Annotated in this window: 15 protein-coding genes; 12 read left to right on the forward strand and 3 right to left on the reverse strand. The window is 74.3% G+C overall.

Annotated elements, in window-relative coordinates; all coding sequences use genetic code 11:
• Positions 1–69 precede the first annotated feature (69 nt).
• A complete protein-coding gene (locus HOQ23_RS11290; RefSeq protein ID WP_172214698.1) occupies positions 70–678 on the forward strand; it encodes a 2-C-methyl-D-erythritol 4-phosphate cytidylyltransferase in 609 nt (202 codons plus the stop codon).
• A gap of 24 nt (positions 679–702) precedes the next feature.
• Here the strand turns inward: HOQ23_RS11290 and HOQ23_RS11295 are convergent, their stop codons facing one another.
• Complete coding sequence (locus tag HOQ23_RS11295; RefSeq protein WP_172214885.1) at positions 703–1,380, reverse strand: 2-C-methyl-D-erythritol 4-phosphate cytidylyltransferase; 678 nt, start codon at positions 1,378–1,380, stop codon at positions 703–705.
• Positions 1,381–1,632: 252 nt separating this feature from the next.
• On the opposite strand from HOQ23_RS11295, the gene nirD reads away from it, so the two are divergent.
• Positions 1,633–1,998 carry a nitrite reductase small subunit NirD gene (gene nirD, locus HOQ23_RS11300; RefSeq protein ID WP_172214699.1) on the forward strand — a complete coding sequence of 122 codons (366 nt, stop codon included), beginning with the start codon at positions 1,633–1,635 and terminating at the stop codon, positions 1,996–1,998.
• 50 nt (positions 1,999–2,048) lie between these two features.
• The gene (locus HOQ23_RS11305) at positions 2,049–2,648 is read left to right on the forward strand and encodes a sirohydrochlorin chelatase (RefSeq protein ID WP_172214700.1); all 600 of its coding nucleotides are present in this window, start codon (positions 2,049–2,051) and stop codon (positions 2,646–2,648) included.
• A gap of 13 nt (positions 2,649–2,661) precedes the next feature.
• On the opposite strand, the gene ispF is transcribed toward HOQ23_RS11305, so the two are convergent.
• Positions 2,662–3,189, reverse strand: a complete 528-nt coding sequence (ispF, locus tag HOQ23_RS11310; protein WP_172214701.1) for a 2-C-methyl-D-erythritol 2,4-cyclodiphosphate synthase — start codon at positions 3,187–3,189, stop codon at positions 2,662–2,664.
• Between the two features lie 33 nt (positions 3,190–3,222).
• On the opposite strand from ispF, the gene HOQ23_RS11315 reads away from it, so the two are divergent.
• Positions 3,223–4,818 carry a molybdopterin-dependent oxidoreductase gene (locus HOQ23_RS11315; protein ID WP_367650463.1) on the forward strand — a complete coding sequence of 532 codons (1,596 nt, stop codon included), beginning with the start codon at positions 3,223–3,225 and terminating at the stop codon, positions 4,816–4,818.
• Between the two features lie 60 nt (positions 4,819–4,878).
• On the opposite strand, the gene HOQ23_RS11320 is transcribed toward HOQ23_RS11315, so the two are convergent.
• The gene (locus tag HOQ23_RS11320; protein ID WP_172214703.1) at positions 4,879–6,177 is read right to left on the reverse strand and encodes a C39 family peptidase; all 1,299 of its coding nucleotides are present in this window, start codon (positions 6,175–6,177) and stop codon (positions 4,879–4,881) included.
• 127 nt (positions 6,178–6,304) lie between these two features.
• On the opposite strand from HOQ23_RS11320, the gene cysS reads away from it, so the two are divergent.
• The 8 genes from cysS to HOQ23_RS11360 all read left to right on the forward strand — a co-directional run bounded on the left by cysS (position 6,305) and on the right by HOQ23_RS11360 (position 17,309).
• Complete coding sequence (gene cysS, locus HOQ23_RS11325) at positions 6,305–7,705, forward strand: cysteine--tRNA ligase (RefSeq protein ID WP_172214704.1); 1,401 nt, start codon at positions 6,305–6,307, stop codon at positions 7,703–7,705.
• Entirely contained in the window at positions 7,705–8,670 is a 966-nt protein-coding gene (gene rlmB, locus HOQ23_RS11330; protein ID WP_172214705.1) for a 23S rRNA (guanosine(2251)-2'-O)-methyltransferase RlmB, read from the forward strand. The genes cysS and rlmB overlap by 1 nt, the downstream gene beginning before the upstream one ends.
• The gene (locus tag HOQ23_RS11335) at positions 8,657–10,243 is read left to right on the forward strand and encodes a metallophosphoesterase (RefSeq protein WP_172214706.1); all 1,587 of its coding nucleotides are present in this window, start codon (positions 8,657–8,659) and stop codon (positions 10,241–10,243) included. The genes rlmB and HOQ23_RS11335 overlap by 14 nt, the downstream gene beginning before the upstream one ends.
• A gap of 141 nt (positions 10,244–10,384) precedes the next feature.
• Positions 10,385–11,911 carry an ABC transporter substrate-binding protein gene (locus HOQ23_RS11340; protein WP_172214707.1) on the forward strand — a complete coding sequence of 509 codons (1,527 nt, stop codon included), beginning with the start codon at positions 10,385–10,387 and terminating at the stop codon, positions 11,909–11,911.
• A gap of 107 nt (positions 11,912–12,018) precedes the next feature.
• The gene (locus HOQ23_RS11345; RefSeq protein ID WP_172214708.1) at positions 12,019–13,992 is read left to right on the forward strand and encodes an ABC transporter permease; all 1,974 of its coding nucleotides are present in this window, start codon (positions 12,019–12,021) and stop codon (positions 13,990–13,992) included.
• Positions 13,979–14,848 (forward strand): ABC transporter ATP-binding protein, encoded by an 870-nt coding sequence (locus tag HOQ23_RS11350; protein ID WP_172214709.1) that lies wholly within the window; start codon positions 13,979–13,981, stop codon positions 14,846–14,848. The genes HOQ23_RS11345 and HOQ23_RS11350 overlap by 14 nt, the downstream gene beginning before the upstream one ends.
• Entirely contained in the window at positions 14,845–15,552 is a 708-nt protein-coding gene (locus HOQ23_RS11355; RefSeq protein ID WP_172214710.1) for an ABC transporter ATP-binding protein, read from the forward strand. Before HOQ23_RS11350 ends, HOQ23_RS11355 begins: the two co-directional genes overlap by 4 nt.
• Positions 15,549–17,309: a choice-of-anchor P family protein gene (locus tag HOQ23_RS11360; protein WP_172214711.1), complete on the forward strand. Its 1,761-nt coding sequence runs from the start codon at positions 15,549–15,551 to the stop codon at positions 17,307–17,309. Before HOQ23_RS11355 ends, HOQ23_RS11360 begins: the two co-directional genes overlap by 4 nt.
• The last annotated feature ends 5 nt before the right edge of the window (positions 17,310–17,314 follow it).

The following is a 17,314-nucleotide window of genomic DNA, read 5'->3' on the forward strand; positions in this document are numbered from 1 at the left end:
CGACGGCCCCCGGGTGCAGACCCGGGGGCCGTCGGCGTTCGCGACCGCCGCGCCCCTACGGTGGACGTCATGGGTGAGCTGGACGACGACTGGCGATCCGACGCGCTGCCGGCGCTCGGGGTGGTGCTCGACGAGGGCCGCGGGGCGCTGCCCTTCACGCTCCTGCACGGCGAGGCCCTCGTGGCCTGCGCCTCGTGGGCGCTCGGCGAGGCCCAGGTGACCGCGCTCGACCTCGGCACCCCCTGGTGGGCGGTGCAGGAGACCGGGGAGCCGCTGGTGCTCCACGACGTGCTCTGCCCGATGACGCCCGCGGAGTTCGTCGCCGGCTGCGTGACCCGCGCGGTCGAGGACGACGTGGTCGTCGTGGGCGTGCGCCCGGTCACCGACACCGTGAAGCACGTCGAGTCCGGGTTCGTCGGCGAGACCGTGGACCGCTCCGGTCTGCTCGCCGTCGTCTCCCCGGTGGTGCTGCCCGCCTCGGTGGTCGCCGCCCTGCCGGACTGGCCGGGCGACGACCTGGCCGCCCTCGTCGACACGCTGGCCCGCCACCACACCGTGGTGCCCGTGGAGGCGCCGGCGACGGCGCGGCGGGTGGGTAGCGAGGAGGACGTGCGCGTGCTGGAGGCGCTGACCCGGCCCGAGGACGGGACCGCCGACCTGCTCGGCGAGCTGCGCTGAGGCCGCTCGAGCAGGTCGGGCAGCTCAGGCCAGGAGCGCGGCCGCGAGGGCGACGTCCTCGGGGAAGGTGATCTTGAGGTTGCGCGGCCCGCTCGGCACGGCCGCGATCCGCACGTCGCTGTAGCGCGCGAGGCAACCCGCGGTGTCGGTCGCCTCGAAGCCGTCGCCGCCCGCCGCGACGTACGACGTGAGCAGCTCGCGCGCCCGGAACGCCTGCGGCGTCTGCACGCCGGCCAGCTCGCCGGTCACCGCGCGCAGGTCGGTGGTGATGAGCCCGGACAGGGGAGCGACCGGCAGCGCGCCGCCGTGGACCTGCGCCGCGCGGACCACGGCCTCGAACAGGCCTGCGTCGGCCAGCGGCCGGGCCCCGTCGTGGACGGCGACCACCTCGACCGCCCCGGCCTCGATGTCCGCGGCGAGCACGCGCACCGCGCTCCACTCCGAGGCGTGCCGGGTGGCGCCGCCGGTGACCACGACGACCTCGCGGTCCTCCAGGTGCGGCCCCACGGCCTCGCTCACCGCCTCCAGCTCGCCGGGGCGGACCACGAGCACCACGCGGCGTACGCCGGGGAGCTCGAGCGCCGCGCGCAGCGACCAGGCCAGCACCGGGCGCCCGTGCAGCGGCAGCAGGACCTTGTTGGTCCCGGCGCCCACCCGGGAGCCGGACCCGGCTCCGAGGACGACGACGGCGGACGCTGGCATGGTGCTCACGGCCGTCGAGGCTACCGTCCGGCGGCCCGCGGAGCCGCGCGGCCGGGCCGGCGTCCGCGGTGAGGGTTTTCCTGACCGTTACATGGCGAAACAGGCGTCGAACACGGCGGACCTACGTTCGGGAGCCGAAGGAGGCCCCATGTGCTCGCTCCCCCCGAACCATCCGCCCCCGTTCCGCGCGCTCGGCGAACCCAGGTGCCGCGAACCCGTCCGCCGACGATCCCCGGCCCCGGGGCCGCCCCGATGACCCCGCCGCGCGTCTCGACCGAGGAGTGGCAGCCGGTGTGCCAGGTCGCCGAGCTGGAGGTCGAGAGGGGGGCGACGGCGCTGGTGCACGGCCAGGCCGTCGCCATCTTCCGCACGGGCGACGACCGGATCTACGCGCTCGGCAACCACGACCCGTTCGCGAAGGCCTCGGTGCTCGCCCGCGGGATCGTGGGCCGGCGCGGGGAGGTGCCGTTCGTGGCCTCCCCGGCCCACCGTCACGCCTTCGACCTGCGCAGCGGCAGGTGCCTGGAGGACGCCCACGTCTCCGTCCCGGCGTACGCCGTGAAGGTGGTCGAGGGGGTGGTGCTCGTCGGGTCCCGCAAGCAGGACGACGCGGCCTGAGCGGCCGGAGACGAGTGCCGGAAAGGAGGGGGAGAGTGGTGACGGTGCCGATGAGACGGCTGGTGACGCTCGCGCGGCGTACCGGCACGGACGACGCGGTCAACGCGGTCGCCGAGGAGGTGACCGAGCGGGCGGCGCACGCCCTGGGCGTGCCCGGCACGGTGTCCTACGAGCCGGGGCCGAGCGGTCCCGGCGGCATCACGGTGCCGCTGCTGCTCTCCTCCGCGCACGACCTGTCGGTGGCCTCGATCGGGCCCCACCCGCTCCTCGCCGCCGCCCAGGCGGCGCGGCTGGTGCGGGCGGGTGCCCGACCGGGCACGCCGGTGGTGATGGTGGCGCTGGGCGCGCAGGGGCCCGGGATCGCCGAGCACCTCGAGCGTGCCCGCGAGCTGCTGGCGCAGAGCTGGACCGGTCCGGTCGAGCTGGCGACGCTGACCGGCCCGGGCCCGCGCCCCGAGCAGGTGCTGCGCCGGCGCGTGGCGGTCTCGCCGTACCTCCTCTCGCCCGGGCCGGACGCCGACCAGGTGCGCGCGCTCGCGCACGCCGCCGGCGCCTCGGTGGTGGCCGACGTCGTGGGGACGCACCGGTTCGTGGCCGACCTCGTCGTACGCCGCTTCCGCGCCGGCGCCGCCCGCTCCCGCGCGGCCTGAGGGCCGCCCGGGGTCAGCGCGCGGTCATCACCAGCGCGGTCGCGATCGCCGCGACGCCCTCGCCGCGGCCGGTGAGGCCGAGGCCGTCGGTCGTGGTGGCCGAGAGGCTGACCGGGGCGCCGACGGCCGCGGTGAGCGCCGCCTCGGCCTCCGCACGGCGGGCCCCGATGCGCGGGCGGTTGCCGATCACCTGCACCGCGACGTTGCCGACCGCGAAGCCGGCCGCGTGCACCCGGCGTACCGTCTCGGCGAGCAGCGCGGCCCCCGAGGCGCCCGCCCACTCGGGCTCGGAGGTGCCGAAGTTCGTGCCGAGGTCGCCCAGCCCGGCGGCGGAGAGCAGCGCGTCGCAGGCGGCGTGCGCGGCGACGTCGGCGTCGGAGTGGCCGGCCAGGCCCTGGGTCTCCTCGGGCCACGACAGCCCGCCGAGGTGCATCTCGACGCCGTCGACCAGGCGGTGCACGTCGGTGCCGACGCCGGTGCGGAACGGGAAGGAGGGCGACGACGCGGCGGGAGAGGGCTCGGGGGCGGGGGCGTGGTCCACACGAGGATCATGCCGTGCGCCACAATCGCCCCTGTGACGACATCCCGCACCTGGTCGATCGCCGGCATCGTGGCCGGTGTCGCCGGCCTGGCGACGAGCTACGCCGTGGCGATGGCCCTCACGATCCGCGACTCCCCGGTGGTCGCCGTGGCCGAGCGGGTGATCGCCTGGACGCCGGGGAAGGTCGCGGAGTACGCCGTCCGCTACCTCGGCGAGCACGACAAGAGCGTGCTGCTGCTGGTCATCATGCTGGCGCTCCTGGCGACCTTCGCGTGGGCGGGCCGGCTGGCCGGGCGCACCTGGTGGGCCCCCACGATCGTGTTCGCGGTGCTCGCCGGGCTCGGCGGCTGGGCGGTGATCGCCCAGCACAACGCGACGACGGTGGACCTGGTGCCGGTCGCCACCGGCCTGGTCACCTGGCTGGTCTGCCTCTCGCTGCTCACCGACCCGCTGCGCCGCCGCGACCGCGCGGCCTCGGCGCTCGCCCAGCCGCACGAGGCGCCCGCGCGGGACCCGTTCGTGGTCCGCGGCCTCAGCGCGACGCCGGGGGAGGTGCACGACCACACCCGGCGCACCTTCCTGCTGCGCGCCGGGCTGATGACCGCCGTCGCGGTGGTGCTCGGCACGGTCGGACGCGGCATCGGGCGCGGGCGGCGCCACGTCGAGGAGACCCGCCGGCTGCTGAAGCTCCCGGGGGTGACGCTGCCCGAGGTGCCGCCGGGGGTGCGCGTGGACGTGCCGGGCGTGACGCCGTGGCACACCCCGAACGACGACTTCTACCTGATCCACACCGCGATCGCGGTCCCCACCATCGAGCCGGCCGACTGGACGCTGCGCATCCACGGCCTGGTGGACCGCGAGATCGTGCTGACCTACGGCGACCTGATCGCGCGGCGCACCACGGAGGCCTGGATCACCCTGAGCTGCGTCTCCAACGAGGTCGGCGGGACCCTCGTCGGCAACGCCTGGTGGAGCGGCGTGCGGGTCGCGGACCTGCTCGCGGAGGCCGGCGTACGACCCGGCGCCGACGCGGTCCTGCAGACCTCCGAGGACGGCTGGACCTGCGCCACGCCGCTCGAGGCGCTCACCGACGACCGCGACGCGCTGCTGGCGGTCGCGATGAACGGCAAGCCGCTGCCGCTGGAGCACGGGTTCCCGGTGCGCACCATCGTGCCGGGCCTCTACGGCTACGTCTCGGCCACCAAGTGGGTCGTGGACCTCGAGGTCACCCGCTTCGAGGACGTCGAGGCGTTTTGGACCCAGCGCGGCTGGGCCGAGCGCGGCCCGGTCAAGATCGCCTCGCGCATCGACGTGCCCCGCAACGAGGAGGTGCCGCCCGGGCCGTTCCGGGTCGCCGGCGTCGCCTGGGCCCAGCACACCGGGATCGCGGCCGTCGAGATCGCCGTCGACGGCGGGCCCTGGGAGCCGACCACCCTCGCCGAGGTCCCGAACGTCGACACCTGGGTGCAGTGGGCGACCACCCTCGACCTCGCGCCGGGCGAGCACACGCTCCGGGTGCGCGCGATCGACCGCGACGGCAACGTGCAGACCGGCGTCGAGGCCCCGCCCGTCCCCGACGGCGCCACCGGCTGGCACGAGGCCGGCGTGAAGGTGCTCGAGGAGGCCTGAGCCGGGGCCGGGCTGGGCGGCCGCGCCGAGGTCCGCCCGGTCAGCGACCGGGGGCCCGGGTCACCAGTTGCCGGGGGAGGGCGAGGGGAGCGGGTGGGCGGCGTCGCGGATGACGTACGCGAGACCGCCGGAGCGGGGGAGCCAGACGTTCTCCAGCTGTGCGCGGGAGTAGGTGCGGCGCACGCCGTCGCGGGTGGGGGAGGCGGGGTCGTTGACGACCACGTCGCCGGACTCGGTGAAGCCGACGACGACCAGCAGGTGGCCGTTGGTCGCGGAGATCGGCGCCCCGGAGAGCTCGCCGCGGCCGAAGGACACCGAGATCACCACCGGGATGCCGGCCAGGATGAACCGCTCCACCTGCACCATCGAGGTCAGCCGGGTGACGAAGGCGTCGCCGGCCAGGCTCGCGGCGTACGCCGTGTTGAAGGGCCAGTTGCCGGTGCCGCGGTAGGCGTGGTCGTAGGTCATCCGCGCGGCGTGGTCGACCCACGGGTCGGTGTGCCCCGCGCCCACCCACGAGTACGCCGCCGGCTTGGGCAGCCGGCCGTAGTGGCCCAGCACCATCGAGGTCGAGGTGGGCGAGCACCACGCCTGGCCGCCGCCACCCCACTGCGGGGAGTGACCCTGGTGGGTCATCTGGGAGTAGCGGGGCACGTCGAGGACCACCCCGCGGGCCTTGCCGGGACGCGAGGTGGTGACCGGGCCGGAGGGCAGCCGCGAGGACATCGCGCCGACCGAGACCAGCTTGGGCTTCGCGGCGGTGCCGGCCTTGCGCAGCAGCGTGACGCGCAGCTGCCAGGAGCGCAGCCCGGCGGGCTGGCGGGCCACCCAGGTGTCGACGTTGACCGAGGCGAGGTCGTCGTCCTGACCGGAGACGGTGGTGCGCTTGACGTGCTGGTCGTGCGCGGCCCAGCGGGCCAGCACGTCCCAGCTCGAGCGGGTGCCGTCGGGCGCCCGGCCGCGCACGCTGACCTCGACCAGCGAGGCCGCCGGGGTGCGCGCCGACCACGACGCGATCAGCTCGGAGTAGTCGAAGCCCGGCGCGGTCCACGGCGAGAACCAGGTCCCCGCGTCGTACCGCGTGCCGTCCAGGCGCCGCGTCGCCCTCGGCTGCGACAGCACCACCTTGCCGGCGTGCACGGTCGTGCCGCGCATGGTGCCGCGGCGCAGCTCGGCCGGGGTGCGCCAGCGGGTCAGGTCGACCTGCCGCGCGGCACTGCGCGCGGTCGCACCCGCCGACACCGGCACGAGCGACGGCCCGGGCGAGGCTCCGTCGGCCGCCGAGACGGGCGAGGCCGGGACCAGCCCGGTCAGGGTCACGAGGCTGGTGGCAAGGGCAGCGGCGAGGGGAAGGCGCACCCGGCCCACGATACGACGATTGGTCACTCCTGTCCCACCTGTCACACCAGTCAACCGGAGCGGCCCCACGGGCCGCGGGCGGCGCACGGATGCGGTCCCGGACGAGCGCCCTCCCTAGACTGGCCCGGTGACATTCAGGCTCTACGACAGCGCGACCCGCGAGGTCCGTGACTTCGTCCCCCTCGAGGAGGGGAAGGCGGGTCTCTACGTCTGCGGTCTCACGGTGCAGTCGGAGCCGCACGTCGGGCACGTCCGCTCGGGCGTCAACTTCGACGTGCTCCAGCGCTGGCTGCGCCACCTCGGCTACGAGGTCACCTTCATCCGCAACGTCACCGACGTCGACGACAAGATCCTGGCGAAGTCGGCCGACCAGGACCGGCCCTGGTACAACCTCGCCTACGACATGCAGCGCCGGCTCACCGCCGCCTACGCCGCGCTCAACGTCGCCCCGCCGACCTACGAGCCGTTGGCGACCGGGCACGTCCCGGAGATGGTCGAGCTGATCGAGCTGCTCATCGAGCGCGGGCACGCCTACGCCGCCGAGGACGGCTCCGCCGACGTCTACTTCGACGTCCGCAGCTGGGCCGAGTACGGCGCGCTGACCCGTCAGGGCATCGACGACATGGAGCCCGCCGGCGACGCCGACCCGCGCGGCAAGCGCGACCCCCGCGACTTCGCCCTGTGGAAGGGCCGCAAGGACTCCGAGCCCGAGACCGCCTCCTGGCCCAGCCCCTGGGGCCGCGGCCGCCCGGGGTGGCACATCGAGTGCTCCGCGATGGCCGGCAAGTACCTCGGCACCGCCTTCGACATCCACGGCGGCGGCATGGACCTGCGCTTCCCGCACCACGAGAACGAGCTCGCCCAGTCCCGCGCGGCCGGCCAGCAGTTCGCGTCGTACTGGATGCACAACGCCTGGATCACCACCGCCGGCGAGAAGATGAGCAAGTCGCTCGGCAACAGCCTGACCATCCCGGCCGTGCTGCAGCGCTTCCGCGGCATCGAGCTGCGCTACTACCTGGTGGCCGCGCACTACCGCAGCCACGTGGAGTTCAGCTTCGAGGCGCTCGAGGAGGCCGCGTCCGGCTTCCGGCGCATCGAGGGCTTCCTGGAGCGGGTGCCCGCCGGCGAGCCCGGCGCCACCGGCGTGCCGACCGCCTTCACCGAGGCGATGAACGAGGACCTCGGCACCCCCGCCGCCGTCGCGACCCTGCACGACGCCGTCCGCGAGGGCAACCGCCTGCTCGCCGCCGGCGACGAGGCCGGCGCCCGCGAGCGGGCCGGCGAGGTCCGCGCGATGCTCGACGTCCTCGGCCTCGACCCCGCGGACCCCGCCTGGGGCGCGCCCGCGGGCAACGACGACCAGCTCACCCATGCCGTCGACGTCCTCGTCGCCGGCCTTCTCGAGCAGCGGGCCCAGGCCCGCGCGGCGAAGGACTTCGCCGCCGCCGACGCGATCCGGGACCGGATCAAGGCGGCCGGCGTCGAGGTCACCGACACACCCGACGGACCGAAGTGGAGCCTCGCCTGATGGCAGGGAACAGCAAGCGCAAGGGCGCGATCCGCAAGACCAGCAAGGGCCCGACCGTGGGCTCGGGCGGGCGCGTGCGCCGCGGCCTGGAGGGCAAGGGGCCGACGCCGAAGGCGAAGGACCGCCCCTACCACCAGGCCTACAAGGACGCCAAGCGCGCCGAGCGCTCCGGCGGCCAGGGCGGCCGACCGCGCCGCAAGACCTCCGGCGACGCCGAGTGGATCGTCGGGCGCAACCCCGTCGTCGAGGCGCTGCGCGAGGGCGTCCCGGTCATCGGCGTGTACGTCGCCGAGGGCACCGAGCGCGACGCCCGCCTGCGCGAGGTGTTCCGCCTCGCCGCCGAGCGCGGCATCGCCCTGCTCGAGGTGGCCCGCTCCGAGCTCGACAAGATCACCAGCGTCGCGGTCCACCAGGGCATCTCCGCGAAGGTCCCGGCCTTCGAGTACGCCCACGCCGACGACCTGCTCGAGCTCGCGGCCGAGAACGTCGAGAAGCCGCTGATCGTGATGCTCGACCACGTCACCGACCCCCGCAACCTCGGTGCGGTCATCCGCTCCGCGGCCGGGTTCGGCGCGCACGGCGTCGTGATCCCCGACCGCCGCTCCGCGAGCATGACGGCCGCCGCCTGGAAGACCAGCGCCGGCGCCGCGGCCCGGATCCCGGTGGCCCAGACCGTCAACCTGGTGCGCCAGATCAAGGCCTACCAGGAGGCGGGCTGCATGGTCGTCGGCCTGGCCGCCGACGGCGACATCACGCTGCGCGAGCTGGTCGCGCCCGACGGCCTGGCCGAGGGCCCGCTCGTCGTGGTGGTCGGCTCCGAGGGCGAGGGCCTCTCGCGCCTGGTCGCGGAGACCTGCGACCAGCTGGTCTCGATCCCGATGGCCAACTCCCTGGAGTCGCTGAACGCCGGCGTCGCCGCCAGCGTCACCCTCTACGCCGTCGCCGAGGCGCGTGCCGCCCGCTGACCCGACCGCTCCTGGCCCGACCGAGGAGCACGCAACGCCGGGCGACGCCACCAGCGCCGCCCGGCGCAGCCGGCGACCGCTCGTCGTCGCGGCGTACGTCGTGGTGTGGCTGGTGCTCGCGCTCGCCCTCGGGCTGGGGCAGTTCCTCGGCAGCTCCAGGGCGGTCTCGGTCGCCGGTCACCAAGCGGTGCTGAACCCGGACTTCTCCGGGGAGGTGGTGCTGCTGACCGGCCCGGTCCTGCCCGACCTGCGGGTGGACTCCGGCAGCCGGATCGGCGTGGAGCTCCAGCTCGGCAAGACCGACGCCTCCTCCACCGACGCGCTCTTCGAGCGCTACGGCTACATCGCCAGCCAGCCCGACGGCATCCGGGCCCGGCTCGCGGCCACGGTCGTCGACGTCGCCGTGGAGTCCGCGGTGCGCGGCGCGCTGCTGGCCGCGATCCCGGTCGGGGTGTGGCTGCTGCTGGGCCCCCGCCGGCGCCGCGAGCTGCTCCGCCGGGTGCCGACCTGGCAGGGCGCGGTGGCGATGGGCGCCACGGCCGTGCTCGTGGTCGGGCTGTGGGCGCCGTGGGAGGACGGCCCGCCCGAGGACACCGACCGCTGGATGACCCTCGGCGCGTTCCTCGGCTCCCAGGTGCCGATCCCCGAGGAGGCCGCCGACCTGGAGGTCCGCGGCGACGTGACCACCGCCCAGACCCGCCGGCTGCTCGAGAGCGCGGTCGACACCTACGAGAAGAGCAAGGCCTTCTACCTCGCCGCGGAGGAGAAGGCGAGCGACCTCGACCTGCGCCGGCCCGGTCCCGACGAGAGCGTCGCGCTGCTGATCTCGGACCGCCACGACAACATCGGCATGGACGCCGTGGCCCGGGCGATCGGCGACGCCGCCGGCGCGACCGCGGTCCTCAACGCCGGCGACGACACCTCCACCGGCGCCGAGTGGGAGGGCTTCTCCCTGGACTCCCTCACCGCCGCCTTCGACGAGGAGCCGTACGACGAGCGCCGCTACGGCGTCGCGGGCAACCACGACCACGGCGACTTCGTGCGCGACCGGCTGGTCTCCGACGGCTGGCAGATGCTCGACGGCGAGATCGTCGAGGGCCCCGGCGGCTCCACGATCCTCGGCGTCGACGACCCGCGCTCCAGCGGCCTGGGCAGCTGGCGCGACGAGACCGGCCTCAGCTTCGACGAGGTCGCCGCACGCCTGGCCGACACCGCCTGCGAGGCGGCCGAGGACGAGGGCGAGCCGATCGGCACGATGCTGGTGCACGACGCCAACCTCGGCGACGAGGCGCTGCGCCGCGGCTGCGTCGACCTCGTCGTGGGTGGCCACCTGCACGTCGACGTCGGGCCCGAGCGGGTCGTGGCCGAGGACGGCGCGGTCGGCTACAGCTACACCAACGGCACCACCGGTGGCGCGGCGTACGCCATCGCGATCGGCTCGAAGATCCGCCGGCCGGCCCAGGTCAGCCTGATCACCTACCGCGACGGACGCCCGGTCGGCATCCAGCTCGTCGAGCTGCAGACCAACGGCCGCTTCGACGTGGCGCCGTACGTCGAGCTCGACCGCGACTGACCCGGGCTCCACCCCGGGCGGCGTCGACCCCGTTGCGGGGCGACACGCCGACCCGGCGACCTTTTCGAGTGGCGGCCGTCACCTTTGCCGTGGGACCTCGTTCATGAACTGGTACCTGTTCTAGTTCTGCTGGAGGATCCCGTGGCCCGTCCCGCTCGCCCGACAACCGGTCGACGTCCGCGCGCCGCTGCGCCGGCAGCCGCCGCCGCGGCGGTGCTCTGCCTGGTCCTGGCCGCCTGCGGCTCCCAGCTCGAGCCGGAGACGGTGCTCGGCACCGCCGGCTCCGCGGGCCAGGGGGCGGGCGCGGTCGGCGAGAACGGCCAGCCGCTCGCCGACGGCTCGGTGCCCGGCGGCGCCGGGGCCCCCGGCAGCACCGGCGCGCCCGACGGCTCCACCGGCTCCACCGGCTCCGGCTCGGACCCCGGCAGCGGTGCCGGCGGCGGCGGGGGCGGCGGGGGCGGCGAGGGAGGTGCACCCGGCGGCGGCACCCAGGGCGGCGGCGAGAACGCGCCGACCGGCGAGGTCAAGGCGGGCAGCTGCCAGGGCTTCAAGAACCAGACCGGCATCACCGCCGACAAGATCGTCATCGGCAACGCCGCCGACGTCTCCGGCCCCGTGCCCGGCCTCTTCGAGGCCAGCCAGGACGCCGTGCGCGCCTACGTCGCCTACTTCAACGCCACCACCGACCTGTGCGGGCGCAAGCTGGAGCTGAAGACCTACGACAGCCGCAGCGACGCCGGCGCCAACCAGACCGCCTACACCGACGCCTGCGACACGACCTTCGCGATGATCGGCTCGATGTCGGCCTTCGACTCCGGCGGCTCCAGCACCGCGCAGGGCTGCGGCCTGCCCGACATCCGCTCCGCGGCGGTCACCGCCGACCGGGCCTCCTGCTCGACCTGCTTCGGCGCGCAGTCCACCAGCGCCACCGAGTTCCAGAACGCGGTGCCCGACTACGTCGTGCGCAACCACCCGGGCGCGGCGAAGAAGGCCGCGATGCTCTACGTCAACGCGGGTGCGGCGAGCGAGAACGCCAAGTACCAGGCCGCCGCGATGGGCAAGCAGGGGATGAGCTTCACCTACGTGCAGGGCCTGGACGTCGCGGAGTTCAACTACGCGCCGTACGTGCAGGCGATGAAGGACAAGGGCGTGGAGTACGTCCAGATGATCGGCGCGAGCGCGCAGTTCGTGCGGATGGCGCAGGCGATGAAGCAGCAGGGCTTCGAGCCCGAGGTCTTCATGCTCGACCCGACCGCCTACACCCAGGAGTTCGTGGGCGGCGGCGGCGACGTCGAGGGCACCAAGATCTTCGTGAACTTCACACCGTTCGAGGAGCAGGCGAAGAACAAGGAGCTCCAGCTCTACCTGAGCTGGCTCAACCAGGTGAAGCCCGGCGCGCAGCCCAGCTTCTTCGGCCTCTACTCCTGGTCGGCCGCGCGGCTGTTCGTCGAGCGCTCCACCGCGCTGGGCGGCAAGCTCAGCCGCTCCACCCTGGTCGCCGACCTCAAGGGGGTCGCCAAGTGGGACGCCAACGGCCTGCACGCGCCGCAGAACGTCGGGGCCAAGCGGACCGGCGACTGCTGGCGCTTCCTCGAGCTCAAGGGCGGGCGCTGGGTGCCCTCGGGCGGCACGGCGTACTCCTGCAAGGGCACCACCAAGGTCGGGTGAGCCCGATGGCCGCCCGTGGACCGCGTCACCTCCGGTGCCGCGCGTCGTTTCCCCTCACATCCCCGACAACCCCGTCCGCCGTCAGCACCCCGAAGGAGGCCTGAGCGATGAGCACATTCCTGGCCTTCACGATCTTCGGGCTCTTCAGCGGCGCGGCGTACGCCATCGCCGCGAGCGGCCTGGTGCTGACCTACACGACCACCCGGGTCTTCAACATCGCCCACGGTGCGCTCGGCATGGTGATGTCGTTCCTGTTCTGGGACTTCAGCGTGCGCCAGGGGATGCCGACCTGGCTCGCCCTGGTGCTGGTGCTGCTCGTGGTGGCGCCGGCCGTCGGCTGGTTCCTCCAGCGCTTCGTGTGCCGCGGGCTGGGGGAGGGGCCGGTCAGCGTGTCGCTGGTCGTCACGGTCGGTCTCCTGGTCGGGTGCATCGGCCTGGCCACCCAGGTCTGGAAGCCCGAGGCGCGCAGCGTGATGCCGTTCCTGCCCGACACCCGCGTCCAGCTGGGCTCCATCACCGTCACCGGGCACCAGCTGATCACCATCCTGCTGTCCGCGGTGGTCGCGGCCGGGCTGTTCCTGCTGCTCAACCGGACCCGGATCGGCACCGCCATGCGGGCCTCGGTGGACAACCCCGAGCTGCTCAAGCTCTTCGGCGGCCGCCCCGACACCGCGGCCGCGCTGTCGTGGGCGATCGGCACCTCGCTGGCCGCCCTCGCCGGCGTCCTGCTCGTCTCCCAGGTCGGCCTGGACTACTACGCGCTGACCCTGCTGGTCATCAACGCCTACGCCGCGGCGATGTTCGGGCGGCTCAAGAGCCTGCCGATGACCTTCGTCGGCGCGATGGTGCTGGGCCTGTCCACGTCGTACGCCTCGGGTTACCTGCCCACCGAGGGGATCTTCAACTCGGTGCGCAACGTGATGCCCGCGCTGTTCCTGTTCGCGGTGATCGTGGCGCTGCCCCAGGCCCAGCTGCGCATCGGCCAGGTCAAGGGCAGCGTGGCGGCCCCGGTGCCCTCCACCCCGAAGGCGCTGGCCTGGGGCGCGGTGCTGCTCGGGGTCGTGGCGATGCTGTCGGGGTCGATGTCGACGGCCAACCTGCTGCTCGTCGGCACCGCGGCGACCTACGCGATGGTGATGCTCTCCCTCGTGCTGCTCACCGGGTACGGCGGGCACGTCTCCCTCGCCCAGCTCTCCTTCGCCGGCGTCGGCGCACTGGCCTACGCCAAGCTCGACGAGCCCAGCCTCTACGGCCTGGCCCTCGCCTCGCTGATCGCCGCGGGCGTCGGGGCGCTGGTGGCGCTGCCGGTGCTGCGGCTGACCGGGCTCTACCTCGCCCTGGCCACCATGGCCTTCGGCGTCATCATGGACAAGCTGGTCTTCCAGCACGAGTCCGCCTTCGGGTTCAACGGCACCCTGCCGGCCGGCCGGATGTCGTTCTTCGGCACCGCGGTCAGCTCGACCGGCGGCTACGTGATGCTGATGGCGGTCTTCTTCGTGCTGATGGCGCTGTTCCTGCTTGCGCTGCGCCGCGGGCCGCTGGGCCGGGTGCTGATCGCCATGCGCGACAGCCCGGCCGCCTGCGGCACCCTCGGGCTGGACATGCGCTGGTTCCGGGTCGGGCTGTTCGCGCTGTCCGCGGGGATGGCCGGCATGGCCGGGGCGCTCTTCGCCGGGCTGCGCGAGACGATCGGCGCGGCCGACTTCCAGTTCTTCAACAGCCTGCCGCTGCTCCTGCTGGCCGTGGTCTTCGGCGTCACCACCGTCACCGGCGCCACCTTCGGTGGCATCGGGCTGATGCTGATGCCGGTCCTGCAGAGCGACTACCCCGAGCTGTCCGGGCTGATCTTCGCGGTGATCGGCTTCGGCGCGGTCGCCCTCGGCCGGGACCCGAACGGCCTGGCCAACCTGGTCTTCAAGGGCGGGCGCCTGGCCCAGACCCGGCTGCTGCCGCGGGTGCGCGCCAGCCTCCCGGAGCTGCCCGCGCGGGGCGAGGCCGCCCCCGACCCGTCGTACGACGAGGGCGCGGACGCGCCCGACCAGTCCCAGCAGAAGGAGGTGCCCGTCCATGCCGCTCCTTGAGGTCGACGACGTCGTGGTGCAGTTCGGTGGTGTCACCGCGGTCAACCACGCGTCCTTCGAGGCCCACGCGGGCCGCATCACCGGGCTGATCGGGCCGAACGGCGCCGGCAAGACCACGTGCTTCAACGTGATCAGCGGGCTGCAGAAGCCCACGAAGGGGCAGGTCCGCTTCGAGGGCCGCGCGGTCACCCGGCTCCCGGTCAACCGCCGGGCCCGGCGCGGCATGGGCCGCACCTTCCAGCGCCTGGAGGCGTTCGGGTCGCTGACGGTGCGCGAGAACGTGCGCGTCGCCTTCGACATCCATCGCGGCGTCCTCGGGATGCTGCGCCCCGCCGCCTCCGACGTCGACGCGCTGCTCGAGCGGGTCGGCATCAGCGCCTACGCCCACGAGCGCGCCGACTCCATCCCCACCGGCACCGCCCGGCTGCTCGAGCTGGCCCGCTGCCTGGCCGGCGAGCCGTCCCTGCTGCTGCTCGACGAGCCGTCCTCCGGCCTCGACGAGTCCGAGACCGACGCCTTCGGGGACCTGCTCGCCGAGCTCGCCCAGGAGGGCCGCGCGGTCCTCATGGTCGAGCACGACATGGACCTGGTGATGTCGGTGTGCGACGACATCCACGTCCTCGACTTCGGCTCGGTGATCGCCTCCGGCGCACCGAGCGACATCCGCCGCGACGCCGCCGTCCAGAAGGCCTACCTGGGCTATTCCGACAGCGACGACGACGGCCTCCCAGCAGGTGCGGGTCACGTCGGCCGTGGGGGTGTCGACGTGACCCGTACCGATCTTCCGCCGGTCGGCGTCGACGACATGGGCGACGAGACGACGGTGCTCCCCGCCGTGCGGGAGCCGATCCGATGAGCGTCCCGATCCTCGAGGTCCTCGACCTGCACGCGGCGTACGGGCGCATCGAGGTGCTGCGCGGCGTCGACCTCACCGTGCCCAAGGGCGCCGTGATGGCGCTGCTCGGGCCCAACGGCGCCGGCAAGTCGACCCTGGTCAAGGTGGTCTCCGGGCAGAAGAGGGCGACCGGCGGCGACATCCACCTCGGCGGCGTCCACGTCACCGACGCCGACTCCGCCGAGCTGGCCCGGGTCGGGCTGTGCACGGTGCCCGAGGGGCGCTCGGTCTTCCCCAACCTCACCGTGCAGGAGAACCTGGTGCTGATGTCGTACGCCGGGGTCCCGGCCGACGCGGTCCTGGACACCGCGTTCTCCTACTTCCCGCGGCTCGCCGAGCGCCGCCACCAGCTGGCCGGCACCATGTCGGGCGGGGAGCAGCAGATGCTCGCGATGTCGCGGGCGCTGGCCTCCGACCCCGCACTGCTGCTGCTCGACGAGCTGTCGATGGGCCTGGCCCCGCTGATCGTCGACGAGCTCTACGACACCGTGGCCCAGATCGCCGAGAGCGGGGTCTCGATCCTGTGCATCGAGCAGTTCGCCCGCACGGCGCTGCGGGTCTCCGACTACGCGGCCGTGATGATCGGCGGCCGCATCGTCGCCACCGGCGAACCCGCCGAGATCCTCGAGACCATGGACGACGTCATCCTCGGAGGTGTCGCATGACCCCCAGACCGAACCGACGCTCGCGGCGAGCCCGACTGGCCGCCCCGCTGCTCGCCGCCGGTCTCCTGGCCGCAGGGCTGCCCCTGGGCGCCCCGGCCACGGCGAGCGAGGAGGGCGCCCCGACCGAGGGCGCCCCGAGCGAGAGCGACGGTGAGGGCGCGGACCCGGGCTCCTCCGGGGGGACGGAGCCCGGGTCCGGCGCGGACGGCGCGTTCAGCGGCTACAACATGTCCGGCTGGGCGGCGCCGATCCGCCTGGAGGTCTACGAGCCGGTGCTGCCGATCCCCGCGCAGCCGCAGCTGGAGCTGATGCTGGGCTACAGCAAGGTGCTCGCCGACTCCAGCAGCGGCAAGGGCCGGGCGAGCTACCTGTGGCCCGGCGACCCGCTCGGCGAGGGCCTCAAGACCTTCCTGGAACAGCTCGGGTTCCCGCAGGCCGGCGTCGACGCGCTGGCAGGCAACGGCTACCCGGTGCAGGTGAACTCCGGGTTCCCCTCCGGGCCCGCGAACCAGCGCCAGGAGCCGCTGCCCGGCGCCGTCATGCGCACCACCGCCAAGGAGGGCTCGGTCGTCGCCAAGACCGGCTTCTCCAGCGACTGCGACGTGGAGCGCTCCGACCACGACCTGCTGGGCGGGCTGCTCGACGGGAGCCTGCTCAGCGGGCTCACCGGCGGCCTGCTGGGCGGCCTGTCCGCACCGTCGGCGTCCGCGTCGTCGGGGGACCCGGCGGCCGCGGCCGAGGAGAGGCCGTGCCCGATCCCGGCGGCGCTCGCCGCGCTCGTCGACGTCGACGGGTACGTCGCGCTCACCCGGTCCACCGTGAGCGGCGGCGAGGCCAGCCTGGTCTCCAAGGCCGCCCTCGGCGAGATCAAGGTCCTCGGCGGACTGCTCACCCTCTCCGGCATCACCGCCGACGCCTCGGCGGTCAGCGACGGCACGAAGGGCCGCGCCGAGGGCGCGGCGAGCTTCGGCACCCTGGAGGTCCTCGGACAGCGCTTCAGCATCGGCCCCGAGGGCGTCGAGGCCGCCGGACAGACCTTCCAGATCCCCGGGCTCGGCACCGACCCGGCCCGGGCCCTGAAGCGCCTGGGCATCACGATCACGCTGCCGGAGGGCAAGCGGACGGTGAAGGGCGACCAGGCCACCACCACGGTCTCGGCGCTCCAGGTCGAGATCGACACCGCGATCCTCAGCCCGCTGCTCAAGCAGCTCAAGGGCCCGCTCGACCTGCTGGTCGGGAACATCCCGTTCCCCGAGGAGGCGGCGATCGTGAAGAGCCTGCTCTCCTCGATCCCCGACCTGGCGCCGCGGCTGGTGCTCACCCTCGGCACCGCGACCGCCACGGTCGACACCGTCCAGGGCATCGAGCCGCCCGCGGTCGACCCGCCCACCGAGCCGACCGACCCGGGGACCGACCCGGGCGCGGAGCCGGGCGGCGGGGACGCCGCCGTACCGCCCACCGACGCCGGGGCCGGCAGCGGCACCGACGCCCCGGGCGCCGGGAGCGACGTGCCGGGTGCCGGAGGCGGAGGCGGCGGCGACGCCGCGCCGGGCGACGGGGAGATGCCCGCGGCCGCACCGGTCGCCGCCGGCCTGCCGGCGCTGTTCTCGATCCCCGGGATGCTGCTGCTCGGCGGGATCGCCCTCGCCGGCGTCGCCGGCTCCTACCTCCGCAAGATCGGCGCGCTCGCCCTCGGCGGCGGGGCCCCCTGCACGCACGGCCTCGACACCGGCCTGCCCGACCTCCGAAAGGCCTGACCCGC

Source organism: Nocardioides sp. zg-DK7169, from assembly GCF_013155365.1.
Classification (GTDB): Bacteria; Actinomycetota; Actinomycetes; order Propionibacteriales; family Nocardioidaceae; genus Nocardioides.